The sequence below is a fragment of the Corynebacterium sp. ACRPQ genome, assembly GCF_022347225.1.
GTDB lineage: Bacteria > Actinomycetota > Actinomycetes > Mycobacteriales > Mycobacteriaceae > Corynebacterium > Corynebacterium tuberculostearicum_D.
Map to the genome: position 1 here is coordinate 61,422 of NZ_JAKRNF010000007.1, position 24,013 is coordinate 85,434.

The window sequence follows — 24,013 nt, forward strand, 5'->3', positions numbered from 1 at the left end:
GGAACAAAACGGGAAATTATCGGCGGACTGCCGCGTTAGAGTGGGTATCACATTAGAAGCGAAAGTATAGGGGAATCATGTTCGAGAGGTTTACCGATCGTGCTCGCCGCGTCATCGTTTTGGCGCAGGAAGAAGCACGCATGCTTAACCACAATTACATCGGCACCGAGCACATCCTGCTCGGCCTTATCCATGAGGGCGAAGGCGTAGCCGCCAAGGCGCTGGAATCCATGGGTATCTCCCTGGAGGATGTCCGCCGCGAGGTCGAGGAAATCATCGGCCAAGGCAGCCAGCCGCACACCGGCCACATCCCCTTTACCCCACGCGCCAAGAAGGTGCTGGAGCTTTCCCTGCGCGAAGGTCTGCAGATGGGACACAAGTACATCGGTACTGAGTTCTTGCTATTGGGTCTCATTCGCGAGGGCGATGGCGTCGCCGCCCAGGTGTTGACCAAGCTCGGCGCCGACCTGCCGCGCGTGCGCCAGCAGGTTATCCAGCTGCTGTCCGGTTATGAGGGCGGCCAGCAGGAGGGTGGTTCCTCCAACGGCCAGGGCTCCGGTCCGGTTGGCGCAGGTGCCGGCGCAGGCGGCCGTGGCGGCTCCGGCGGTTCCGGCGAGCGTTCCAATTCCCTGGTGCTCGACCAGTTCGGCCGCAACCTCACCCAGGCAGCTAAGGACGGCAAGCTCGATCCGGTCGTCGGCCGTGAGTCCGAGGTAGAGCGCATCATGCAGGTGCTGTCTCGCCGTACGAAGAATAACCCGGTTCTCATCGGTGAGCCGGGCGTTGGTAAGACCGCAGTCGTTGAGGGCTTGGCGCTCGACATCGTCAACGGTAAGGTTCCAGAGACCCTTAAGGACAAGCAGCTTTACTCGCTGGACCTGGGCTCCCTAGTAGCTGGCTCCCGTTACCGCGGTGACTTTGAGGAACGCCTGAAGAAGGTGCTCAAGGAGATTAACCAGCGCGGCGACATCATCTTGTTCATCGATGAGATCCACACCCTGGTTGGTGCTGGTGCTGCTGAAGGCGCCATCGATGCAGCCTCGCTGCTCAAGCCGAAGCTGGCTCGTGGCGAGCTGCAGACCATCGGTGCTACGACCCTTGAGGAATACCGCAAGCACATCGAGAAGGATGCCGCCCTGGAGCGCCGCTTCCAGCCAGTCAAGGTGGAGGAGCCTTCCCTGGATGACACCTTCTTGATCCTGAAGGGCCTGCGCGATAAGTACGAAGCGCACCACCGCGTGTCCTACACCGATGAGGCGCTGCATGCTGCAGCTTCCCTCTCGGATCGCTACATCAATGACCGTTTCTTGCCGGATAAGGCCGTTGATCTCCTCGATGAGGCTGGCGCCCGCATGCGCATCAAGCGCATGACCGCGCCGAAGGGCCTGCGCGAGGTCGATGACCGCATCGCTGAGGTCCGCAAGGAAAAGGAAGCGGCCATCGATGCCCAGGACTTTGAGAAGGCGGCCGGCCTGCGCGATAAGGAGCGCAAGCTGGGCGAGGAGCGCGCGGAGAAGGAAAAGCAGTGGCGCTCTGGCGACCTTGAGGAAATCGCCGAGGTAGGCGAGGACCAGATCGCTGAGGTCTTGGCGCACTGGACCGGCATCCCGGTGCTGAAGCTGACGGAGAAGGAATCCAACCGTCTGCTCAACATGGAAGAGGAGCTGCACAAGCGCATCATTGGCCAGGACGAGGCGGTCAAGTCCGTCTCCCGCGCCATCCGCCGCACCCGTGCGGGCCTCAAGGATCCGCGCCGCCCGTCCGGCTCCTTCATCTTCGCCGGCCCGTCCGGTGTGGGTAAGACCGAGCTGTCGAAGTCCCTGGCTAACTTCCTCTTCGGTTCGGATGATGACCTCATCCAGATCGACATGGGTGAGTTCCACGATCGCTTCACCGCTTCCCGCCTCTTCGGTGCTCCTCCGGGATACGTTGGCTACGAAGAGGGTGGCCAGCTGACCGAGAAGGTTCGCCGCAAGCCGTTCTCCGTTGTGCTTTTCGATGAGATTGAGAAGGCCCACAAGGAGATCTACAACACCCTCCTGCAGGTGCTGGAAGATGGCCGCCTTACTGACGGCCAAGGTCGCGTCGTCGACTTCAAGAACACCGTTCTCATCTTCACCTCGAACCTGGGCACCCAGGACATCTCGAAGCCGGTGGGCTTGGGCTTTACTGGTTCCTCCGAAAACGATGCGGATGCCCAGTACGACCGGATGAAGCAGAAGGTCAACGACGAGCTGAAGAAGCACTTCCGCCCAGAGTTCTTGAACCGTATCGATGACATCGTCGTCTTCCACCAGCTCACCCAAGAGCAGATTGTGGAGATGGTCGAGCTGCTCATCGGCCGCGTGGCCAAGCAACTGGATGAGCGCGATATGGGCATCGAGCTCACGCAGAAGGCAAAGGACCTGCTGGCTAAGCGCGGCTTCGACCCAGTATTGGGTGCTCGTCCGCTGCGCCGCACCATTCAGCGCGAGATTGAGGACCAGCTCTCTGAGAAGATCCTCTTCGGCGAAATCGGCGCCGGCGAAATCATCACCGTCGACGTCGAGGGCTGGGACGGCGAGTCCAAGGACAACACGGGCGCGAAGTTCACCTTCAGCCCGCGTCCGAAGCCTCTGCCGGAGGACACCGAGGAGCCGCAGCTCGACGACGCCGAGGTGCGCGAAAACGACGCCGACTCCACCGATGCCGGCGACCCCGACACCATCACCCCGGATGTTCCGGGCGATGGCGGCTCCACCGCCGCCGGAACCGACCTAGAGTCCGGCTCTGGTTCCGACTCCGATGACGACGGCCACAACCCGCCGCCAGCAGGCGCCGGCCAGCCGATGTAATTCGGTTCAACGGTTAAAGCCACCCAGCACTTCGCTTCCTGCGAGGCTGGGTGGCTTTTTATGTGCAGTTCCGCGGGCTCGGACCCCATTTAGCCAGCACAATTAGATGGTGCCGGTTTTCCGTTGAAGCGGTCAAAGAGGTACTTCAAGCCCACCGGGATATTGACGTATAGCGGCAGCGCGTGGTCGGCGCCAGCGCCCGGGATGGTCGCGGTGCCGGGTGCGGCCATGAAATCTACGGTCCCGCCCATCTGGCAGTAGGCTCCTGCGACGGCGCGGACCTGCTCGTGCGGGATGAGGTCATCGTGCGGCGAGCTGGCGATCATTGCCGGGCCCTTGAGCGGGTGCTTGCCCTGATTCTGCCGTAGCAAGGTTTCCTTGATGACGGGCTTGCGCTCTACGAGTTCGGATAGCGATTCCCCGGTGCGGGTGAGTTGGCGGGTGTTGGTAAAGCCCCACATGAGGATGGAATCGCCGGTACAGGTGGTAGCCGCGGAGCGCAGAAAGTCGATGCCGCGGGGATTGAACTCTTCAAGGACCGCATCGCGGAATTTAGGGTCGCGCTCAGCAAAGCCGTTGATGGCGTAGCCCAGCACGTGGACGATGGAAGAGCCGTCGATGGCCTTCATGACCTTGGGCAGGTCAGCCGGCGGGGCGCCGGAGTAGGTTCCGGCCACGTTCAATTCGGGCGCATAAGAGTCAGCGAATTCCGCAGCGGCTAGCGAAGCGCCGCCGCCCTGCGAGTAGCCCGCAAACCCAATAGGGGCGTCCTGCGGAGCGTGCGCCAGTTCCAGGCCGGAGCGGGCGGCATCAAGCATGGCGTGTGCTTCTTCAATGTGATTAACGTAGGTGTGGTGCCCTGGCATGCCGAGTCCGATAAGGTCCGCGACTATGACGCGAGCGCCATGCTGGAGTGCGCCCATATAGAAGCCGTATTCGTAGTTCGCATTGATGGTAGGGGAGCCGACCTTGCTTAGTCCCACTGATCCCAGTCCCATGCCGGCGCGCGATGGTGCACACTGGTCTCCTGCGCCGCGAGTGCCGGGCGCAAAGATGATGGTGGGCCGCTCGCCTTTGCCGCGCCACGGTGTATTCGGCTCGTATAAGGTTGCCGAGGCCTGAATCGGCCGACCATCATCCGTAGTGGTGTCATACGTGAATACCTGCCCGCGGCCGACGCCATCGAGCACGTGCGGCGAAGGTCGGGTCGAGGTCACCGCCGCCTGCGCTGTTGGTGGAACTAAGAGGGTACCGAGAATCAGTGAACAAACGGCTAAAAGCCTTATGCAAATCTTTTCCATATCCAAAACCTACCGGTCAGTAGGAACGGCGGAAGCGGAATTGTTAAAATATATGCTCATGGGACTTCAGTATCGTTCAAGAAAAAAGACCGGCAAGAATAGCTGGATTAACGTTTCTGGCTCCGGAGCCTCGATGTCTACCAAGGTAGGACCTGTAACGTTTAATTCCCGCGGCGGAATGTGGGTAAATCTGCCCGGCGGCTTCAATTTCCGCGGTCGGTGGCGTTAAACAGATCACACCCGCAAGATCGCGAACTGCGAATATAGCCGGCCGTTATTAACTCCCTAGATGGGTAGGTGGAAGAGGCCGGCGTCGTTTTGTTCGGCGAGGCCGTCGGCAAGCAGCGAAGCCAACGCCCGGGAGCGCTGTGCCGCATCGGGCCAGACCACATCAATCTCGGACTGGGGCACCGGCCCATCCGCCGCGCGCAGCACATCCAAAATCTTGCCGCGCACCTGCCGGTCCGTGCCCACGAATTTCTGCACGCGCTTTTTCGCCTGCGCCTGCTCCTGCGCGCTGGGCTCCGGCCGGCCAGCTAACTGCCACGCACAGCTTGCGCGCAGCGGGCACTGCTCGCAGGAGGGGTTCTTCGCCGTGCACACTAGCGCGCCCAACTCCATGAGCGCGGCCGAAAAGCGCGGCCCATTCTCGGCCGGCAAAAGCTCGGCTACGGCCGCCAACTCTCGCTTCGCGGGCTGCGGCGCCAGGAACCGGCCCTCTTCCGCCCGGGCATAAACCCGCCGCACATTGGTATCGACCACCGGCACATTTACCCCATAGTGAAAGCACGCCACAGCGCGCGCGGTGTAGTCCCCAATGCCTGGTAGGCGTAGCAATTCATCGACGTCCGCGGGAACTTCGCCGCTGCCAATTACCCCCGCACACTCCCACAGGCGCAGGGCACGGCGCGGGTAGCCCAGTTTGCCCCAAGCGCGCAGCACCTCCGCTCGGGTAGCCTGTGCGAAGTCCGCAGGGGTGGGCCAACGCCGCATCCATTCCTCCCACACGGGGGCCACGCGGGCGACGGGGGTTTGCTGGCTCATGACCTCACTGAGCAGCACGCCCCAGGCGCTGGTGCCAGGCCGGCGCCACGGCAGGTCGCGCTCATTGGCATCGAACCAGGAAAGAAGAACTTGCGTATCCATCGTGAGGGATAGTCTAAGGCATTAGAATGTGGCCTATGTCTTTACGTAATGTTGCCCACGAACCACAAGCCGTATGGGAGGCGCTCCAGGCCGGAAACCAGCGCGTTCTCGACGGCGAGACCGTCGACGTGCGCGAGATCTATAACCGCGAGGGTCTTACCCACGGCCAGGATCCCCGCGTGGTAGTCATTTCCTGTTCCGATTCCCGCGCCCCTATCGAGCACGTATTCAATATTGGCTTCGGCGATGCCTTTGTCATCCGCACCGCCGGCCACATTCTTGACGACGCCGTCCTAGCCTCCCTCGACTACGCCCTCGCCGCCCTCAAGCCAAACCTTTTGGTGGTCCTCGGCCATCAATCTTGCGGCGCGGTCGGTGCGGCTACCGGCTTCGTGGCCGGCGGCGAGCTGCCCACCGGCCTGCAGCGCCCCATTATTGAAAAAGTCGCTGCCTCCGCGCTGGTGGCAGGCCCTAAGGCCACGACTGACGACGTCGAGAGGGAACACACCCGCCAGACCGTCGCCCAACTAGTCGCCAACGTGCCCAACATCCGCCGCCTGCTCGACGAGGGCGCCTTGGGCGTCGTCGGCGCGCGCTACCTGCTGGAGGACTCCAGCGTGGAGACCCTGCAGACCCTTGGCGTGAAGTAGCGGCCTGACACGCGGCGCGGGCTTAGCGCACCGGCCCGCGCCCACCGCTTAAAATTGACAGTGTGACGCAGAAAAAGCCCCTACCAGAAGAGATCTACAAGCGCCGCCGCGTGGCTGCGCTCATCATCGTGCTCGTGTTGGCCGTGGTGCTGATCTGGGCGGCCGTGGCCGCCTTCGGGGGCAGCAGCGAGGAGCCGGCCGATACCGCCGCACCTGCCCCTACGTCCGCAGATGAGGAAACCTCCTCCTCTGCCGCCCCCGAATCCTCCGGGACCGTCTCGGAGACGAAGACGTCGGCCGAGGGGGCATCGGAAAGCAAGGCGGCCGAAAGCGAGCCGTCGAGCGCTGCGCCTGCAAGCTCCGAGGCAGCCAAGAAGACCTGCGAACTCGCGGATCTCGATGTCCGCACCTCCATGTTGAACTACTCCGTGCCGGAAGGCGAGCTGCCGAAGTTCTTCATGACCGTCACCAACCCCACGGCCGCGGACTGCAAAATCGACCTAGATAAGAATCTGCTGCGCTTCGAGGTCTACAAGATGGCCGATAACGAGCGCGTGTGGTCCGATACGGATTGCTATGCCTCCGTGCAGACCGGCTCGCAAACCTTCCCGGCCGGCAAGGACGTGAAATTCGAGGCCGAATGGTCCCGCCAGGCCTCCAAACCGGGCGAGTGCACCGACCGCCCCGCGGCCGAGCCCGGTGCCTACTTTGCCCACACCGTCATCGGCGATAACTCCTCCCCGCCGCAGGACTTCACCCTGCGCTAGGCGCTACCCTGACACCGCGGCGATGGCCTGCCCCAGCGTCCCGGCCTGGCGCACCTGCATGCCTTCGACCGGCTCGATATCCCCGCGCGGGACGAGCGCGTGCTTGTAGCCCAGCCGCGCGGCCTCCATCAAGCGCCGCTCCACATTGGGCACCGGCCGCAACTCGCCGGCCAGGCCCACCTCGCCGATGACCACCGTCTTGGCTGGCAGCGGCTGTTCGTGCAGCGAGGACCATGTTGCCAGCGCCACCGCCAGATCCGTCGCGGTTTCCGTAATCCGCATGCCACCCACCGTGGCGACATAAGCATCCTTGTCGTTGGTGCGCTGGCCGGCGCGCGCCTGCAGAACTGCGAGCACCATCGGCACGCGGTTGGAATCTAGCCCGGTCACCACGCGCCGCGGGTTCTTCGCCACCGGGTCCACCGTCAGCGCCTGCACCTCCGCGAGTATCGGCCGCACGCCGTCCATTGCGACCGTTACGGCCGAACCATCCGGCGTCGTGCCGCGGTGCGATAGAAACAGCCCGGAAGGGTCCGCGACTTCCCGAATGCCGCCGGCCGTCTGCTCGAAGCACCCCACCTCGTCGGTGGCGCCAAAGCGATTCTTGATGCCGCGCAGCATACGCAGGCTGGATTGGCGGTCGCCCTCGAAGTTCAAGACGACGTCGACAAGATGCTCCAGCACGCGCGGGCCGGCGACGTTGCCATCCTTGGTCACGTGGCCCACCAGCAGCACCGGAATGCCGGTGGATTTCGCCAGGGAGGTCAGCGCGGCCGTTACCGCGCGCGATTGCGCCACGCCGCCCGATACGCCCTCCACGCCCACGGCGTGCATGGTCTGCACCGAATCGACGATGATGAGGCTCGGCTTGAGCTTATCCACGTGGCCAAAGACCGCATCCAAGTTGGACTCGGCCGCCAAGTACAGCGATTCCTGGAGCGCCCCGGTGCGCTCGGCGCGGGAGCGGACCTGGCCGGCCGATTCCTCGGCCGTCGCATAGAGCACGGTGCGGCCGAGCTGGGCCCACCGCGAGGCTACTTCCAGCAGCAGCGTGGATTTGCCCACGCCCGGCTCGCCGGCCATGAGCACCACTGAGCCGGGCACAATGCCGGTTCCTAGCACGCGGTCGAGCTCGCCGATGCCGGTGCGCACCGTCTTGGTCGCCTGCGCCCCAATCTTGGTAATCGGCTGCGCCGGGCTCGACGGCGCTACGCCCTTGCTTGCCGACGCCCCCGCTGTCCCAGGCCCCGCCACCACCGGCGCCCTTTCCTCCAACGTGCCCCAAGACCCGCAGTCGGGGCAGCGGCCGAGCCACTTCGGCGAGACGTAGCCGCATTCGGAACAGGTATGGATGGGGCGAGATTTCTTGGCCATGGCCTCTAGCCTAAAACACGCAAACGCCTCCGGCCCGAAACGGGCTGGAGGCGGTGATTTTGGGCGGCGTGGCTTAGTTCTTTGGAGCCTCGGAGGAGTAGCCCTCGGAGGACTCGACGTCGCGGTCGAATTCGCCGGACTGCATCTGGGTGGCGGCAATGGTGGCGTCCACGTCGATGGAACCATTGGAGAACTCGAAGGTAACCGGGCGGTCGCCGGCGTAGCCAAAGTCATCGTTCTTCAGGGAGGTGGCGATGTACTGGACGGTCTCAGAATCCTGCTGGGTGGTCGCGTCCAGGTTCTTCTGGGAATCCGCGATGATGGACTGGTCGCGGTGCAGCGGCTGAGCCTTGTCCATCTCGACGCGCTGGCCGTCGACCTCTACGGACTCCAGGGAGATGACATCGGTATCGTAGCCCTGGTTTACGGCGGTGAACTTCAAGGCAGCGGTGCCGTCCGGTTCTACCAAGATGGTGACATCGCGAACCGCAACCTTGTTGTCTTCCGTGCTTGCAGAAGCGCCATCGACCGCAGCCACCTTGTCAGCGGTCTGGGTGACGTGACCCGCCGAGCAAGAAGCCAGCGCCAGAGCGGAGACGGCGGTTACGGAAATAATGGCACCGCGGCGGGCGGCGGACTTCAGGGACTGCACGTTGAGCATCCTCCATCAATTGCGATCACAGGGCTTGTCAACGCTTTAGCCTAGTCCCTTTGGCAATAAAGTACACAGTTAGTCCCAAACCGGGCGGGTAGACCATGGGGGTATACGGGGGTATCCGCAGGCGGGGCGGCCGCTCGTGATAAAATGGCGGCCTTAGTCAACCGGGATTAAACGGGAACACAAGGAGTGGCAATGGAGTATAAGGTCGGCGAGGTCGTCGTCTACCCGCACCACGGTGCGGCCGTCATCGAGGATATCGAGACCCGCGAGATGGGCGGCGAGACGCTGGAATACTTGGTGCTGCACATCAACCAGTCCGACCTAGTCGTCCGCGTGCCCATCAAGAACGCCGATAACGTCGGCGTGCGCGACGTCGTGGGCAAGGAGGGCCTGGAAAAGGTCTTTTCCGTGCTGCGTGACGAGGACGTCGAAGAGGCCGGCAACTGGTCCCGCCGTTATAAGGCCAACCAGGAGCGCTTGGCCTCCGGCGATATCAATAAGGTCGCCGAGGTCGTTCGCGACCTGTGGCGTCGCGACCAGGATCGTGGCCTCTCGGCCGGCGAGAAGCGCATGCTGGGCAAGGCCCGTACCATCCTGGTGGGCGAGCTCGCGCTGGCCAAGCCGGTCGACGAGAAGAAGGCCGACACCATGATGGAGGAGATCGATGCCACCATCGAGCGCCACCACGCGGCCGGATTGGTAGACGATAAGTCCATCACCACCGATATCGACAACGACATCGATCTCGATGACCTCTCCTTCGACGACGAAGACTAAACCGCGCGTCATCGCGCTCATCGCGGCCGCCGGCCAGGGCACCCGCCTCGGTGCCGAGGTGCCCAAGGCTTATGTCGAGCTGCGCGGGCGCACCCTCCTAGAGCGCTCCGTGCGCGCGCTGCTGGCCTCCGGCGTGGTCGATGAGGTCATCGTGCTGGTCAGCCCAGACATGGAGCCCGAGGCAGCCCGCATCATCGGCCGCATCGACACCGCAGACGGCAAAAACGCCACCAACGCCGCACCCATCCGCCTCGTGCACGGTGGCAGCGAGCGCGCCGATTCCGTGTGGGCCGGCCTCCAGGCAATCCCCGACGACGACGCCGTGGTACTCATCCACGATGCGGCCCGGGCGCTGACTCCGGCGGCGATGGTGCGGGACGTCGCCAAGCGCGTGCTCGAAGGCGCCCCAGCGGCCGTGCCCGTGGTTCCCGTGGCCGATACCATCAAGGAAGTCGCGGCCGACGCCGTGGTGAGCACTCCCGACCGCTCCCGCCTGCGCGCCGTGCAAACCCCGCAGGCTTTCCGCCTGTCCGCGCTGCGCCAGGCCAACCTCGATTATTGGGCCGAGCAGCCCGAATTCACCGCCACGGATGACGCCAGCCTCATGGAATGGCACGGCGAGCGCGTGGCAACCGTGCCGGGCGATACCCTGGCGTTCAAAATCACCACGCCCATCGATCTCACCCTGGCCCACGCCCTGACCGAGGAGACCCATGACTAACCCGATTATCCCGCGCGTTGGCATCGCCACCGACGCCCACCAGATCGAGGCCGGCAAGGACTGCTGGATCGCCGGCCTGCTCTTCGAGGGCGATGCTGGCTGCGAAGGCCACTCCGATGGCGACGTCGTAGCGCACGCGCTTGTCGACGCCCTCTTATCCGCTGCCCACCTCGGCGACCTTGGCTCCTTCGTGGGCGTCGGCCGGCCCGAATACGACGGCGTTTCCGGGGCGAAACTGCTGCGCGAATGCCGCGAACTGCTCGAATCCGAAGGCTTTATCATCGGCAATGCCGCAGCCCAGCTCATCGGCCAGACCCCCAAGATGGGCCCTCGCCGCGAAGAGGCCGAAGCGGTACTGAGCGAAATCCTTGGTGCCCCCGTGTCCGTCTCCGCCACGACGACGGACCATATGGGCTTTACCGGCCGTAAGGAGGGCCGCGCGGCGGTTGCCACGGCCGTCGTCTGGCGCGCCTAGCCCACCACACTAACCCCGCGCACGCGTCAATTAGACTGGGTGGCGTGAGTACTTTGCGCATTTATGACACAGCCACCCGCAGCCAACGCGATTTCGAGCCGATTCGCCCCGGCCACGCCTCCATTTACCTGTGCGGCGCCACCCCGCAGGCCCAGCCGCACATCGGGCACCTGCGCTCCGGCGTCGCCTTCGACATCCTGCGCCGCTGGCTGCTCGCCCAAGGCTATGACGTAGCCCTGGTGCGCAACGTCACCGATATCGATGACAAGATCCTCACCAAGGCGGCCGAGAATAATCGACCCTGGTGGGAATGGGTGTCCACCTATGAGCGCGAGTTCACCAAGGCCTATAACACCCTGGGAGTCATCCCGCCTTCTGTCGAGCCGCGCGCGACCGGCTTTGTCACCCAGATGGTCGACTATATGCAGCGGCTTATCGACGCCGGCTTTGCCTACCCCGCCGACGGCTCCGTCTACTTCGACGTCGCCGCCTGGACCAAGGCCGAAGGCTCCGATTACGGTTCGCTGTCTGGCAACAAGGTAGAGGAAATGGAGCAGGGCGAAGGCGAGGATTCCGCCAAGCGCGGCGCCCAGGACTTTGCCTTGTGGAAGGCCGCGAAGCCGGGCGAGCCCAGCTGGCCCACCCCGTGGGGCGACGGCCGCCCTGGCTGGCACCTGGAGTGCTCGGCCATGTCCACCTATTACCTGGGCTCTAATTTCGATATCCACTGCGGCGGCCTGGACCTGCAGTTCCCGCACCACGAGAACGAGATCGCGCAGTCGCATGCGGCCGGCGATAAGTTCGCCAACTACTGGATGCACAACCACTGGGTGACGATGTCGGGCGAGAAGATGTCGAAGTCCCTGGGCAACGTGCTGTCCATCCCGAATATGCTGGAGCTGGTGCGCCCGGTGGAGCTGCGCTACTACCTGGGCTCGGCACACTACCGCTCCGTGCTGGAGTACTCCGAGACCGCGCTTACCGAGGCCGCCGCTGGCTACCGCCGCATCGAAGACTTCCTCGGCCACTTTGACGATCTGGAGCTTGGCGAGTGGACTCAGAGCTTTGAAGACGCGATGAATGATGACATCGCGGTGCCCAAGGCCCTGGCGGAAATCCACACCACCGTCCGCGCTGGCAATAAGGCGCTCGCGGCCGGCGATGAGGCCGAGGCGCGCACGCTGGCTGGCCAGGTCCGCGCGATGGCACACGTACTTGGCTTTGACCCGCTGGAGTGGGAAGATGGAGCGCAAGCTAGCGGGGCGGATGCCGCGCTGGATGCGCTGGTACAAGCTGAGCTGGAGCGGCGCACCCAGGCGCGCGCGGACAAGGACTTCGCTACTGCCGACGCCGTCCGAGACCGCCTCGCGGCCGCCGGCATCACCATCACCGATACCCCAGACGGCCCGACCTGGTCGCTGGCGCAGCGTTAAGCACTCCGAAAGGACATAAATTATGGCACGTACCCACGGCCGCGGTGGCGCGGGAATCCGCAAGACCAATAAGAAGGGCGCAACCAAGGGCTCCGGCGGCCAGCGCCGCAAGGGCTTGGCCGGCAAAGGCCCGACGCCCAAGGCAGAGGACCGCATCTACCACGCCAAGCACAAGGCCAAGCTGGAGCGCGACCGCCGCAACTCCGGCCGCCACCAGAAGGAGACCGCCGAGATGGTTGTGGGCCGCAACCCGGTCATCGAGTGCCTGCACGCCAAGGTGCCGGCCACCACGCTCTACATCGTGGCCGGTACCCGCAACGACAAGCGCCTGTCCGAGGCCGTGGCCATGTGCAATACCCGCAATATCCCCATCATCGAGGTGCAACGCCACGAGATGGACCGCATGACCGGTAACGGCATGCACCAGGGCATCGGGCTGCAGATCCCGCCGTATAAGTACGCCGACGTCGACGAGCTCATCGCCCGTGCGGCCGAGAACGCACGCCCAGGCATGTTCGTCATCCTGGATAACATCACCGATCCGCGCAACCTCGGCGCGGTCATCCGCTCCGTGGCGGCCTTTGGCGGCGACGGCGTCATTATCCCCGAGCGCCGCTCCGCGTCCGTGACCGCGGTGGCGTGGCGTACCTCGGCCGGCACGGCGGCGCGCCTGCCGGTCGCCCGCGCGACGAATATCACCCGCACCGTGCAGCAATTCCAAAAGAGCGGCTACCAGGTTGTCGGCCTGGACGCCGGCGGCGAGCACACGCTGGATACCTATAACGGCGCGACGGATCCCGTGGTCATCGTCATCGGCTCCGAAGGCAAGGGTATCTCCCGCCTCGTACGCGAAAACTGCGACGTCATCATGTCCATCCCGATGACGGACTGGGTCGAGTCCCTTAATGCTTCCGTCGCGGCCGGTTCCGTGCTCTCCGAATTCGCACGCCAGCGCCGCGCGGCCCAGTAACCTCCGGCGAGGTTTCTAGCCGCTTTCCGCCCAGGGTGGCAGCCACTTAATGGTTCCATTCACCCTGGCCAGGCGGCCGCGCAGCGGCGGGGCGTTGGGGTCATCGTCGTTGACGCCGTTGTGGTACGGACAGGCGATGGTGAGATTTTCGGGGTTGGTCTCGCCGCCGTGGCGCCACGCGGTGAGGTGGTGGACTTGGCACTCATCGGCGGGGTAATTGCACTGCGGCCACGGGCAGGTGGGATTTTCCGCGGCGGCCATGGTGCGCTGCTTCGGCGAGGCGAGCCGCTCGGTGCGGTACAGGTTCACCGGGCCTTTCACAGGGTGGATGAGAGTCACATAGCCGTGCGCGGTAAATGCGCGACGCACTAGGTCCGCGCCGGTCATCCGGGCTCCATTGGTGAGCTGCAGGGTGATGTCATCGCCCGCGGTGTCGACGACGCGGTCGAGCTCGTCCAAGCGCAGCACCACATTGGTGGTCACGGCCGTGGGGGAGGCCGCGGCGGTGCCTTGAAAAATCTTGCGCACCGAATCGAGTGGGGCGTCCTTATCGAGCGCGGCGTGCATATCCGCGATGTCCGCAGACTTGCCGGTAATCGTCATGGTCCACGGCCCATCGGCGCGGCGGTAGAGCTTGACACCGGGCTTGCGCTGCGGCGGGCCTTTAATCTCGCGCACGCGCTTGCGCCCCTGCTTGTCGACGTCCGACACGTCCCCCTTCATCCCACATAGCTCCCGCCGCAGCGCCCAGGCCTGGCGCTTACTCTTCAGCTTGGTGGCGTGGCGCTCGATGGCCAGCAGCGCGGTGAGGCTGTGCTCGTTGGTGCGGGCCGCGGCGATGGATTCGCGCTGGAGCCGGCGAAAGGCGGTGGGGCCGAAGTAGGTATCGGCGAGGGTAAGGAGGCGGGCGGCGGTGGTGTCGGGGCAGCCGGCGTCGATAAGCGCGCGCTTAGTAAGGCCGTGGCAGTCGGCGATAATGTCCATGCCGGCGGCCAGGCCTGTCAAGAATTTCTGTAGCGCGTTCACGGCTCCACACGTTAAGTGCGGGTGCACGCCGGCGCGCGGTGCGCTGGGTGCGGGTGTGGATAACTAGGCCTCGGCGTCGTCGAGGCCGAAGAACTCGCGGACCTTATCCACAGCGCGGAAGGAATCCGTATTTGGACCTATGCGTGGGTCGGTTTTCATGCTAGAGGGAATCACGTGGCCGAGGCCCTCCATGGTCCACAGCTCGACGGGAAAATCGCCGTCGTATGCGGTAGCGGTGACATCCGCGGTGGGGTGGTAGTCGCGGGGTGGCTGGCAGCCATTGGCCAGCGCGAAGTGCTCGGCGGTGGCCGGTGCGGAAAGCACACGGCCGCGGGTGCGCTCGGCATCCAGCCCGGCGATGCCGCCCTCATACGGCGCGTATGGATCGGCGGTGCCGTGGAAAAACAGCAGCGGCGTGGGCCGGTAGCCTGCCGGGTTGCTGGGCGCGTGGTTCTCGCCCTCGCCCAGGGTGGAGGCGAAGATGCAGGCGCGGTTGAGGTTGAAGGGGGCGTCGAAAAGCAGGCGAAGCACCATCTGCCCGCCGTTGGAGTAGCCGCAGGCAAAAGTGCGGTCGGTGCCGAATTCGCGCCGCATCTCCTCGACGAGGAAGGCGGCGAAGGCAACGTCGTCCACGTTCTCCGCGCGGGCGGTGACGGGCAGGATGCTGCGGCAATCGTTGAAATGGCGGTCGACGCCGTCGGGGTAGACAAGGACGGTATTGGTGGCGTCGGCAAGCTCGTCGAAGGTGCCGTTAGTAAAACGGCGCATCACGCTGCCGGACTGCAGCGAGCCGTGGAAGAAGAGCAAGAGGTCCGGGCGCGGGCCGGGGTTATCCGGCGCGATGACGAGGAAGCGGCGGGTGCGGCCATCCACATCCGCGGTGCGGCGGTGTACGTGCATAGCCGCCCAGTCTAGTCGGCGTGGTGCTCCTCGGCGGTGCTGTGGCAGTCGGCGTGGAAGCGCCTAGCGGCGACCTCGTCGCGCACCGCCTTTTTATTGCGCTGCCAGCCAATGAGGCGGCACGCCAGGTAAATGACAAAAGAAATGGTGGTAACAAAGACCGAGACCGGAAGGCCGGGCGCGAGCGACAGTACAAAGCCGCCCACGGCCGAGACCTCGGCGAAAATGGTGGCCCACATGACCGCGCGCAGGGGCGAGGAGGTAATCTGCACGGCCGCAGCACCCGGGGTGATGAGCAGCGCCATGACGAGCAGCGAGCCGACGATTTGCACCGACTGCGCGGCCGCCAAGCCTACGAGTACGGCGAAGGCGACGGAAATGAAGCGGGTGGGCACGCCGGCGGCCTGGGCCATGACTGGGTCGGCCGAGGCGAAGAGCATGGGCCGCCACAGGATAGCTACGGCGGCGAGGATTACTACGGTGGTTGCGGCCAAGAGCCATACCGAGGCGGAAGAGACGCCGACGATCTGGCCGGTCAGCAGCGTCATCGCGGTATTCGCGTTGCCGGGGTAGAGGTGCAAAAACAGCACCGAGAGGCCCAAGCCAAAGCTCATGACCACGCCGATGGCGCTGTCTTGCTGGCCCTTAAAGCCCAGGACGGCGAGGATGATGGCGGCCACGATGGCGCCGGCCACGGCGCCAAAGCCGAGGTTGAGGCCGAAGAGCAGCGCGGCCGAGGCGCCCATGAGCGCGAGCTCGGAGGTGGCGTGGACGGAAAAGGACATCTGGCGCAGCACGATGAGCGAGGTCATCACGCCGGACAGGATGCCCAGCAGCGCGGAGGCGATGAGCGAAGACTGTACAAAGTCCACACTGAGCAGGTATTGGGTGTCTTCCATAAAGCTAGACAACGATGAGCCTCCCATCGACGTTTAAGACGTTGACCTTGGAACCGTAGAGCTCGGAAAGGACATCGGAGCGCATGACCTCATCCACCGTGCCGAAGGTATGGCCGCCAGGGGCGAGGTAGAGCACCTTATCGGTCACGCCGAGCACTGGGTTGATGCCGTGGGTGACGAACATGATGGAGGTGCCGCGCTCGCGGCGCAGCGCATCCAGCTTGTCCACGGTGGCCTGCTGGCGCGCCGGGTCGAGCGAGAGCAGCGGCTCGTCGGCGAGGATGAGCTCGGGGTCGTTGGCTAGCGCTTGGGCTTGGCGGATGAGCTGCTGCTGGCCGCCGGAAAGCTGGCCGACGCGGCGGTGGCGCAGGCCGGTAGCACCGACTTCGGCCAGGAGCTCGTCGACGCGGTGGCGGGGCGGGCGGCGGCGTCGGAAAGCGCCGTGCGCTAGGGAGAGCGAGACTAAGTCGCGGGCGCGCAGGGGCAGGTCGGCCGGGAACATGCGTTGTTGCGGGATGAAGCCGACGCGGCAGTTAACGTCGACGCTGCCGGCGGTGAGCTTGCGGGTTCCCAAGATGGTGCCGAGCAGGGTGGATTTGCCCACGCCATTGGGGCCCAAAACGGCGATAAACTCGCCGCGGTCAACGGCGAGGTTAAGGCTGGACCACAGCGGGGCAACCGCTGCGTCATGGAAGTGGATGAGCACTAGAGCTTCCCCAGGGAATCGGTGACCTCGTCATAGTAGGTCCAGAATTCTTTGCCATCCGGCGGGGTTTCGCCGATTTCGACGATAGAGACGTCCGCATCCTCCGCGGCGGACTTGATGCGGCCGGCGGTATCGGTTTCGGTCTGTGGGTTAAAGATGAGCAGGTCTACCTTGTCCTCTTTAATCGCCTTGGTGAAGGCGGCGAGGTCGGCCGCGGTGGGCTCGCCCTCAGAAATGGTGGCCTTGCGGTAGCCCTCTGGGGTGACGTCCTTGCCGGAGGTGTACTTCATGATGTAGTCCGCAATCGGCTCGGTCTGCGCGTAGGAGAGGTCGCCCGGCAGTTCCTTGAGCTTGTCGCGCAGGCGGTCGACGTGGGAGTCCACGCGCTCGGTGCTGGCGTTGGCATCGGTATTGAGCTCGTTGATCTGGTCAGCGATACTTCCTGCGACCTCGTCGAGCGCGGCCGGGTCGTACCAGATGTGCTCGTTGCCCTCGATATTGGTGACCTTTTCCGGGTCCTTCTTGGCGGTGGCCTTAGCAGCGTCGATGGTCATGACATTAGGATCATCGGCTAGCTTGCCGTGATCGGTCAGCGGCAGGGCGGAGACGATATTGTCCTGGTCGGAGACGGCCTGGTAAATCCAAGAATCATAGCCGCCGCCGTTAACCACGAGCAGGTCCGCGTCCTCGGCCTTGGCGATATCGGCCGCGGAAGGCTCGAAGTGGTGCGGGTCAACGCCGTTGCCCTCGACGATGGGCTTGACCTCGATGTCCACGCCGGAGGCGGTATCGGCCACGGCCTGGGCGACGTCGGCCCAGATGGAGGTGGACGCGACGATGGAGATCTTCTTCTGGGCGCCCGGCTCGGCGGCCGAGTCCTCGGTGTCGGAGGAGCAGGCGGTGGCAGTCAGCAGGAGGCCACCGGCCGCGAGGAGGGCTGCGGATGCGCGAAGTGAGGTATGCATAGTTTCCAGTGTGCGTTTGATGGGAACCATTGTCAATTGAATATGTATTGAAAATACGGCCGCGGGGTATGCTTGCGGTCATGGTGAAACGCAGCCCCACCCGCAAAACGCTGGCCTCGCTGGCCGCCGAGCTGGGTGTTTCGCGCACGACAGTCTCTAATGCCTATAGCCGGCCGGATCAGCTTTCGGCCGCAACGCGCGAGCGCATCCTGGCGGCGGCGAAGGCGCGGGGATATCCCGGGCCGGACCCTACGGCCCGCAGCCTGCGCACTCGCCGCGCGGGCTCGGTGGGCGTGCTGCTGACCGAGCACCTGTCCTACGCCTTCGAGGACATGGCCTCGGTGGATTTCCTGGCTGGCATGGCAGAAGCCTCGGCCGGCGCGCAGACTACGCTCACCCTTATTCCGGCCGGTCCGGAGGGCGAGGCGGAGGCGGCCAGCCTGGTGGGTTCGGCCGCGGTGGATGGCTTTGTGGTCTACTCCGTGGCGGCAGGGGATGCCTACTTGGAGGCGGTGCGCGGCCGCGGGCTGCCGGTGGTGGTCTGCGATCAGCCGACGGATTCGGGCCTGCCGTTCGTGGGCATCGATGACCGCGCGGCGATTGTCCCGGCCGCCCGCGCGCTGGTGGAGGCCGGCCACCGCAAGATTGGTGTGCTGGCGATTCGCCTCAAACGCGAGCGTCACGATGGCCCCATTTCGTGGGGTGAGCTGCAGGGCGCCGATATGCACGTGCAGCGCGCCCGGGTCATGGGAGCCATGGACGTCTTTGCGCAGGCGGGCATCGCACCGGAGACCGTTCCCGTGGTTACCCAGCACATCAACGATGCGCACACCACGCGGGCGGCCGCGCAGTTGCTTCTCGACGCCCACCCTGACCTCACCGCAGTCCTGTGCACCACCGACTCCATGGCGCTGGGCGTGATGACCTATGCGCGCGAGCGGGGCATCGACGTCCCCGGCGAGCTGTCCGTTACCGGCTTCGACGGCATTGATGCGGCGCAGCGCCTTGGCTTGACGACGATCGTCCAGCCCAATAAGGCCAAGGGCGCGGCCGCCGGCCACATGCTCGCCAAGCTCATCGCGGGCGCAGAGGGTTCGGACGCGGGCGAAACTGCGGTGCTACGGCGCGTGCTGCAGACCAGCTTCGCGGCCGGGCGGACGGTAGCGCCACCGCGCTAGGTGCCGCTTCGCTAGGCAGCGGCGCGTTAGGCAGCGCCGCCGTTGTCGGGGCGGCCGACATGGGCCGCGCGGGCGGCGGCGAGTTCGGTGAGGAAGTGGGCGACGGCGTCGACGTCGGCAAGCTGCACTACGGCCGCGGTCTCGCCCTCGCCGACCTTGACGCCAACGTCTGGCGGCTGGTGCAGGGCGCGGAAACCGTCCTCATCGGTGACGTCATCGCCCAAGAAGACCACGGCGGTGGCTCCGGTGCGCTCGCGCAAGTTCTCAATCCATGTGCCCTTGGTGGCCTGGGTGGCGGAGAACTCCACCACGGACTTGCCGGCCGTGCGGGGGAAGCCGCCCGGATCGAGCGCGAGGCCGGCCTCATAAGCCTGGGCGGCAGCTTCTGGATCGGAATCCTCGAGCGCGCGCAGGTGCAGCACGCGCTGGAAGGGCTTGACCTCGATGTCCGCGCCGGGGAAGCGCTCCATGATCGCGCGGATCTCAGCTTCCTTGGTGGCGAGGTGCTCGCGCATCGCGGGGGTTAGTTCCGTGTCCTCCCACGAGGACTCGGCGCCGTGGGAGCCGCCGAAAAGAACGGGCTCGCGCAGCGGGCATACGCGCTTGAGACCTTCGAGGTGGCGGCCGGAGAGCACGGCCGCGGTGGTGTCCGGCAGGTGGGCCAGTTTATCCAGGGCGCGCAGTGATTCCTGGTTCATTTCGACTTCATAGATGGCCGTGGCGAAGGGGGAGAGCGTGCCGTCGAAATCCGAGACCACCGCGAGGTGCTCGGCGGCGGCAAGGGCCTTGATGGCAGTTGAAAGCGTCATGGTTTATAGCCTACGCAACTAACCGCCCAGGGAAACCAACTTGATAGACGGCGAGTCCACCTCATCGGTGACCAGTTCCAAGACCAGCTGATTATTGGAATTGACGGTGTAGTGGAAATCGTGGTCCGCGGAAATCAGGTTGCGCAGCAGGTTATCGGCCCACACGGACGCGCCGTGGCAATCCTCGGCGGTCTCATCAAACTCCACCTCATCAAAGTGGAGACGGTTGCCTTCGCGGATGTTTTGGCGCTCATCATCGGCGGAATAGGTCACCTTGCCCACCATTTGGGCGCACCCGGTGGTGCCTACCATAGTGGATTGGCCAAAGCTCAACGTGGGCGCCTGCGGGATGGATTCCGGGATGGTGGAGGCGGCATCCGGGGTGGTGTTGATGGAGACTACCTGCCACTGCTTATCCAAGATCTGCTCATCGCCAGGGGCTTGGGGTTCCTCGTCGCCGGAACCACAGCCGGCCAGAAGTGCGGCGGCGCAGGTTGCGGCAATGGGCACTGCGGCCAGGCGGGGAAAGCGAGACATCATGCGCCCGCCCCCTGTTCTTCGGCTTGGCGCAGGCAGCCCAGGAAGGACTGGGACCATAGCTGCACGTCGTGCTCGGTGACCTGCTGGTGCATGGTGAGCATGCGCTGGGTCATGGTGGAGGGGGCGTCGTCAAGCGCCTTGAGTGCATTGAGCAAGGCGGCCTTGACGGACTCGATATCGAAGGGATTGCACAGGTAGGCCTGGTTGAGCTCATCGGCCGCGCCGGCGAACTCGGAGAGCACCAGCGCGCCCGAGCCATCGTCGTGGCAGGCCACGTATTCCTTGGCTACCAGGTTCATGCCGTCCTTGAAGGGGGTCACCAGCATGACATCGGCCATGCGGTAGTAGCAGCGCAGGAGACTCTTGGCCACGCCGCGGTGCTGGTAGTGCACCACCGGGTGACCTACGCGGGCGAAGCGCCCGTTGATGCGGCCAACGGCTTCTTCCACCTTGGAGCGGGTGGCCTTGTAATGGTCGAGGCGCTCGCGCGACGGCGTGGCGAGCTGCACCAGCGTCACCTCCTCCGGGTCGAGCGCGCCGGTGTCCAGCAGCTCCTCAAAGGCGGTCAGCCGCTGCAGGATGCCTTTGGTGTAATCGAGGCGATCCACGCCCAAGATAATGCGCCTGGGCGAGCCCAGCTCTTCGCGCAGCTTGGCGACGTCCCCCTTCTCCTCCCCAGTGAATGCGGCAAAGTCCTTCGCGGCGATGGAAATGGGGAAGGCGCCCACGCCGATGGTGCGCCCCTGCGGCAGGCGAATATGCGCGGTGACCTCGCGGGTGCTGGCCTCGCCTTGTACGTCGAGGCCCTGGCGGCGGGCAAGCTCCAAGAAGTTGCGGGCATTGGCCTCCAGGTGGAAGCCGATGAGATCCGCGCCAAGCAGCCCGCGCACGAGCTCCTCGCGCCAGGGCAGCTGGCGGAAGAGATCGGCAGAAGGGAAGGGGATGTGCAGGAAGAATCCGATGGTGAGATCGGGGCGCTTCTGGCGCAGGATGCCGGGTAAAAGCTGCAGCTGGTAGTCCTGTACCCACACGGTGGCGCCCTCGGCGGCGACCTCGGCTACCTCGTCTGCAAAACGCAGGTTGACCTCGCGATAGGCGTGCCACCAATCGCGGTCATAGGTAGGGGTGACGATGAGATCGTGGTAGAGCGGCCACAAGGTGGCATTAGAAAAACCCTCATAAAAGCCCTCGAAATCGGACTCGGTGAGCTTGACTGGGTGCAGCAGCACGCCGGTATCGGTGCGGAAGGGCTCTGGCGCGGCATCGGCCACACCGGGCCAGCCCACCCAGCATCCCTGGTGTGATTCGAGGACTGGAGACAATGCGGTGACCAGACCGCCCGGCGAGGGCGTCCAGGTATGGCTGCCATCGGGCCGGGTTTCCAGATCTACCGGCAGGCGGTTGGCCACCACCACGAAGTCATTGCCACGCTCACTCATGGTGCAAGAATAACTTAAGACTTCTTAGTGGACTTCTTCGTTGCCTTCTTGGAGGCCTTCTTCGTCGCCTTTTTGGTGGCCTTCTTTGTAGCCTTCTTGGTCGACTTCTTAGTCGATTTCTTGGTGGACTTCTTAGTCGACTTCTTGGTGGACTTCTTGCTGGATTTCTTGGTGGACTTCTTCGGAGCGGCGTCGGCCTGCTCCGCCAGCACCTTCTTGTGCACCAGGCCCTTTGGCTCCACGCCCAGCATGGACATCAGGGTCACGCCGTCGAGGAAGTCCTGCGCATAGGTGGCCACGATGCGGCGGGCTGCGCGGGAGGTCTCCTCCTCAAGGGCGTGATTCTGGTCAGCCTGTGGGTGGGTGTCTTGGACCTTGGGTGGCACGACGTGTCCTCCTGAACGTTGTGGAAACTACTTAAGCGCTTGCAAGAAAAGCTATCAGAGCAAATATTGTACGCTACCGGCGGCGTTTAGGGCCGTTCGGGTCCGGATTCGGGGCCTGGCTGCTCCGGTTTCTGGGCGCGAAACGTTTCGGTGCCGGGCACGGTATAGGTGGTCTTCTCGCGCTGCTGCGGCTGCGCCGGCCACTGGGAATCCTCCGGCCACAGGTCCGCGGCCGAGCGGGTGTGTGGCGCATGGCTTTGGGACTCGTGGCGCGGGTGCTGCTGCGGCGGCTTCGGGCCGAGCTTGGGTGGTAGCTCCGGGCGATTGACGCGTGGGGCAAACGGGGACATCGGTACGCGCGGGATGCGCGGGGCCTTGCGGGCCAAGTGCGTGGCCTTGTGGAAGGAGAAGCGGCCGATGCGCTTAAAGGTGGAGTAAGGGCGGAAATACTGCGGGCGGCGCAGGCGGCGAGCCACGCGCTCGCCCAGTACCACGCCGGCGGCCAAGGCGCCGGAGATGGCCAGCGCCATCGCGATATTGGTAAAGCCGGTAATCATCTGCTTATTGAGCGAGGCGTACATGCCACGGTAGAGCATGAGGCCGGGCAGCATCGGCGTATAGCCCACGATCATGGTGATAAGCGGCGGGATTCCCCAGCGGCGCGACATCAAACCGCCGGCCAGGCCGACGACCACGGCAGACAGGCCCGAGGCAATCACCGGGCCGATGCCGAAGGAAACCACCACGAAGTAATAGAAAATCATGCCGGCCGCGGCCGTAAGGCCGGACATGGTGATCTCAATCCAGGCCGCGCCGCAGGCCAGCGCAAAGGCAGCAGAACCCGTGCCGCCAAGCAGCACTAGCAGCGGAATTTCGTGGTAGACCGGCGGGGCCAGCGTGGCCAGCGGCGGCAGGTTAAAGCCCAGGGAATCGGCCATCTGGATGCCCACACCGACGCCGGCGATGATGGCGCCGGTAGATAGCAGCGCCTCAAAGAAGCGGGCGGAGGAAGTCACGGGGGCGCGCGTGATGCCGTCGACAAGCGATTGCACCAACGTCAGCCCCGCCACCAGCACGATGATGCCGGAGGCAATGATCTGCGTGGGCGAGAAATTAATGCCGAAGGAGGCCGCGATGTTGTACAAAATGGCGGCCGGGAAGACGGCGAAAAATCCGCCGACCACATTCTGATAAAAGGGCGGCAGGCGGTAACTAGCCAACCAGGCGTTTAAGCCCATGATGAACGCGGAGACTACAAACGCCACCACGCCGACGAGCAGGTCGCCGCCGAGCATCATGGAAATCAGGCCACCCATCGCGCCCCAGCCGAGCATCACCGTGGACGGCTTATAGGGCGCGGGCATGCGGTCGATCTCATCGAGGCGCTGCTCCGCCATGGCCGGCGGCATCTGGCCGGAGTGGATGGAGCGAATGAGCTTATCGACGGCCGCGAGCTTGGAAAAATCCACGCCAATGCTCGGCACCACGCGGAAGACGTGCAGGTTCTTGCGCTGCTCGCCGGTGCCAATGGTGGTGTGGATGGTGATGGTATTCATCAAGATGTCCACGTGGCAGTAGTGCAAGCCATACGACGACGCTGCCAGGTGCACTTGGGCGCGCGCATCCGAGTTGGCGGTGCCGGCTCCGATGAGGATTTCACCAATGCGAGCGGCGATCTCCATAACGCCGCTGACCTGGGCGGCGTCGGTGAGATCGACCGGGGCGAGTGGTGATGGCGGCGGTGCGGCTTTAGCCGCGTCGATGATGGCTACCTGGCCCGAGGAAGCGCGCAGGCGCTCCCGCATAGCGGACAAAAATGACACGGAAATAACCCTCGAAAAAGCGCTGGGAATGTGGGATAGATTCTGCCTGAACTTTAGCCCCTGCACCCTGTCAATGCATAGATGGGGGACCGGCTTTCCCCTCGGCGGCGGTGCTCGGGTACTATGCAACGAGCGGGATTTCTCCCGCGGTGCTGGAGTGGCGCAATTGGTAGCGCAACGCACTTGTAATGCGTAGGTTGCGAGTTCAAGTCTCGTCTCCAGCTCAAAAGGAG

General features: G+C 64.5%; 24 protein-coding genes and 1 tRNA gene. 11 read left to right on the forward strand and 14 right to left on the reverse strand.

Translation table 11 applies throughout. The features are described 5' to 3' along the window. Window positions 1–77: 77 nt before the first annotated feature. Window positions 78–2,834: an ATP-dependent Clp protease ATP-binding subunit gene (locus MHY24_RS05825; protein ID WP_239228677.1), complete on the forward strand. Its 2,757-nt coding sequence runs from the start codon at window positions 78–80 to the stop codon at window positions 2,832–2,834. 89 nt (window positions 2,835–2,923) lie between these two features. Here the strand turns inward: MHY24_RS05825 and MHY24_RS05830 are convergent, their stop codons facing one another. Beyond that, window positions 2,924–4,051 carry a lipase family protein gene (locus MHY24_RS05830; RefSeq protein WP_239228678.1) on the reverse strand — a complete coding sequence of 376 codons (1,128 nt, stop codon included), beginning with the start codon at window positions 4,049–4,051 and terminating at the stop codon, window positions 2,924–2,926. A gap of 142 nt (window positions 4,052–4,193) precedes the next feature. Here MHY24_RS05830 and MHY24_RS05835 point away from each other — a divergent pair, with 142 nt between their 5' ends. Then, window positions 4,194–4,364 carry a DUF4236 domain-containing protein gene (locus MHY24_RS05835; RefSeq protein ID WP_080970400.1) on the forward strand — a complete coding sequence of 57 codons (171 nt, stop codon included), beginning with the start codon at window positions 4,194–4,196 and terminating at the stop codon, window positions 4,362–4,364. 56 nt (window positions 4,365–4,420) lie between these two features. Here MHY24_RS05835 and MHY24_RS05840 read toward each other — a convergent pair whose 3' ends face one another. Next, window positions 4,421–5,281, reverse strand: coding sequence for an A/G-specific adenine glycosylase (locus tag MHY24_RS05840; protein WP_204610974.1), 861 nt, complete (start codon window positions 5,279–5,281; stop codon window positions 4,421–4,423). A gap of 35 nt (window positions 5,282–5,316) precedes the next feature. On the opposite strand from MHY24_RS05840, the gene MHY24_RS05845 reads away from it, so the two are divergent. Both MHY24_RS05845 and MHY24_RS05850 read left to right on the forward strand, forming a co-directional pair. Continuing rightward, window positions 5,317–5,931: a carbonic anhydrase gene (locus MHY24_RS05845; RefSeq protein ID WP_239228679.1), complete on the forward strand. Its 615-nt coding sequence runs from the start codon at window positions 5,317–5,319 to the stop codon at window positions 5,929–5,931. A 62-nt stretch (window positions 5,932–5,993) separates the two neighbouring features. After that, window positions 5,994–6,698, forward strand: a complete 705-nt coding sequence (locus MHY24_RS05850; protein ID WP_204610976.1) for a hypothetical protein — start codon at window positions 5,994–5,996, stop codon at window positions 6,696–6,698. A gap of 3 nt (window positions 6,699–6,701) precedes the next feature. Here MHY24_RS05850 and radA read toward each other — a convergent pair whose 3' ends face one another. Both radA and MHY24_RS05860 read right to left on the reverse strand, forming a co-directional pair. After that, window positions 6,702–8,072, reverse strand: a complete 1,371-nt coding sequence (radA, locus tag MHY24_RS05855; RefSeq protein WP_239228680.1) for a DNA repair protein RadA — start codon at window positions 8,070–8,072, stop codon at window positions 6,702–6,704. A 73-nt stretch (window positions 8,073–8,145) separates the two neighbouring features. Beyond that, window positions 8,146–8,733 carry a hypothetical protein gene (locus MHY24_RS05860; RefSeq protein ID WP_239193288.1) on the reverse strand — a complete coding sequence of 196 codons (588 nt, stop codon included), beginning with the start codon at window positions 8,731–8,733 and terminating at the stop codon, window positions 8,146–8,148. A gap of 192 nt (window positions 8,734–8,925) precedes the next feature. Between MHY24_RS05860 and MHY24_RS05865 the strand changes: the two genes are divergently transcribed. Genes MHY24_RS05865 through rlmB form a run of 5 tightly spaced genes read left to right on the forward strand, consistent with a single transcriptional unit; the run spans window position 8,926 to window position 13,109 of the window. After that, entirely contained in the window at window positions 8,926–9,510 is a 585-nt protein-coding gene (locus MHY24_RS05865) for a CarD family transcriptional regulator (protein WP_204610979.1), read from the forward strand. Beyond that, window positions 9,482–10,231, forward strand: a complete 750-nt coding sequence (gene ispD, locus MHY24_RS05870) for a 2-C-methyl-D-erythritol 4-phosphate cytidylyltransferase (RefSeq protein ID WP_239193290.1) — start codon at window positions 9,482–9,484, stop codon at window positions 10,229–10,231. The genes MHY24_RS05865 and ispD overlap by 29 nt, the downstream gene beginning before the upstream one ends. After that, a complete protein-coding gene (ispF, locus tag MHY24_RS05875) occupies window positions 10,224–10,706 on the forward strand; it encodes a 2-C-methyl-D-erythritol 2,4-cyclodiphosphate synthase (RefSeq protein ID WP_204610983.1) in 483 nt (160 codons plus the stop codon). Before ispD ends, ispF begins: the two co-directional genes overlap by 8 nt. Window positions 10,707–10,750: 44 nt before the next feature. Continuing rightward, window positions 10,751–12,139, forward strand: a complete 1,389-nt coding sequence (gene cysS, locus MHY24_RS05880) for a cysteine--tRNA ligase (RefSeq protein ID WP_239228681.1) — start codon at window positions 10,751–10,753, stop codon at window positions 12,137–12,139. 22 nt (window positions 12,140–12,161) lie between these two features. Next, entirely contained in the window at window positions 12,162–13,109 is a 948-nt protein-coding gene (rlmB, locus tag MHY24_RS05885) for a 23S rRNA (guanosine(2251)-2'-O)-methyltransferase RlmB (RefSeq protein WP_005325725.1), read from the forward strand. 15 nt (window positions 13,110–13,124) lie between these two features. On the opposite strand, the gene MHY24_RS05890 is transcribed toward rlmB, so the two are convergent. The 5 genes from MHY24_RS05890 to MHY24_RS05910 all read right to left on the reverse strand — a co-directional run bounded on the left by MHY24_RS05890 (window position 13,125) and on the right by MHY24_RS05910 (window position 17,605). Next, window positions 13,125–14,135 carry an HNH endonuclease signature motif containing protein gene (locus MHY24_RS05890; RefSeq protein ID WP_239228682.1) on the reverse strand — a complete coding sequence of 337 codons (1,011 nt, stop codon included), beginning with the start codon at window positions 14,133–14,135 and terminating at the stop codon, window positions 13,125–13,127. 63 nt (window positions 14,136–14,198) lie between these two features. Then, on the reverse strand, window positions 14,199–15,035 hold the full coding sequence (locus tag MHY24_RS05895) for a PHB depolymerase family esterase (RefSeq protein WP_239228683.1): 837 nt from the start codon (window positions 15,033–15,035) through the stop codon (window positions 14,199–14,201). Between the two features lie 11 nt (window positions 15,036–15,046). Beyond that, complete coding sequence (locus MHY24_RS05900; protein ID WP_239228684.1) at window positions 15,047–15,961, reverse strand: metal ABC transporter permease; 915 nt, start codon at window positions 15,959–15,961, stop codon at window positions 15,047–15,049. Next, window positions 15,939–16,640, reverse strand: a complete 702-nt coding sequence (locus MHY24_RS05905) for a metal ABC transporter ATP-binding protein (RefSeq protein WP_239228685.1) — start codon at window positions 16,638–16,640, stop codon at window positions 15,939–15,941. The genes MHY24_RS05900 and MHY24_RS05905 overlap by 23 nt, the downstream gene beginning before the upstream one ends. Beyond that, the gene (locus MHY24_RS05910) at window positions 16,640–17,605 is read right to left on the reverse strand and encodes a zinc ABC transporter substrate-binding protein (RefSeq protein WP_239228686.1); all 966 of its coding nucleotides are present in this window, start codon (window positions 17,603–17,605) and stop codon (window positions 16,640–16,642) included. Before MHY24_RS05910 ends, MHY24_RS05905 begins: the two co-directional genes overlap by 1 nt. Window positions 17,606–17,685: 80 nt before the next feature. On the opposite strand from MHY24_RS05910, the gene MHY24_RS05915 reads away from it, so the two are divergent. Then, window positions 17,686–18,783: a LacI family DNA-binding transcriptional regulator gene (locus MHY24_RS05915; protein WP_239228687.1), complete on the forward strand. Its 1,098-nt coding sequence runs from the start codon at window positions 17,686–17,688 to the stop codon at window positions 18,781–18,783. Window positions 18,784–18,809: 26 nt separating this feature from the next. Here MHY24_RS05915 and otsB read toward each other — a convergent pair whose 3' ends face one another. From otsB to MHY24_RS05940, 5 genes are all read right to left on the reverse strand, one after another. Further along, window positions 18,810–19,592, reverse strand: a complete 783-nt coding sequence (gene otsB / locus MHY24_RS05920) for a trehalose-phosphatase (RefSeq protein ID WP_239228688.1) — start codon at window positions 19,590–19,592, stop codon at window positions 18,810–18,812. An 18-nt stretch (window positions 19,593–19,610) separates the two neighbouring features. After that, window positions 19,611–20,132, reverse strand: a complete 522-nt coding sequence (locus MHY24_RS05925) for an META domain-containing protein (RefSeq protein ID WP_005325746.1) — start codon at window positions 20,130–20,132, stop codon at window positions 19,611–19,613. Next, window positions 20,129–21,571, reverse strand: a complete 1,443-nt coding sequence (locus MHY24_RS05930) for a trehalose-6-phosphate synthase (protein ID WP_200435759.1) — start codon at window positions 21,569–21,571, stop codon at window positions 20,129–20,131. Before MHY24_RS05930 ends, MHY24_RS05925 begins: the two co-directional genes overlap by 4 nt. Window positions 21,572–21,585: 14 nt before the next feature. Next, window positions 21,586–21,957 carry a hypothetical protein gene (locus MHY24_RS05935; protein WP_005325749.1) on the reverse strand — a complete coding sequence of 124 codons (372 nt, stop codon included), beginning with the start codon at window positions 21,955–21,957 and terminating at the stop codon, window positions 21,586–21,588. An 86-nt stretch (window positions 21,958–22,043) separates the two neighbouring features. Next, window positions 22,044–23,780 carry a threonine/serine exporter family protein gene (locus MHY24_RS05940; protein ID WP_239228689.1) on the reverse strand — a complete coding sequence of 579 codons (1,737 nt, stop codon included), beginning with the start codon at window positions 23,778–23,780 and terminating at the stop codon, window positions 22,044–22,046. 151 nt (window positions 23,781–23,931) lie between these two features. Between MHY24_RS05940 and MHY24_RS05945 the strand changes: the two genes are divergently transcribed. Further along, window positions 23,932–24,004, forward strand: a tRNA-Thr gene (locus MHY24_RS05945). The last annotated feature ends 9 nt before the right edge of the window (window positions 24,005–24,013 follow it).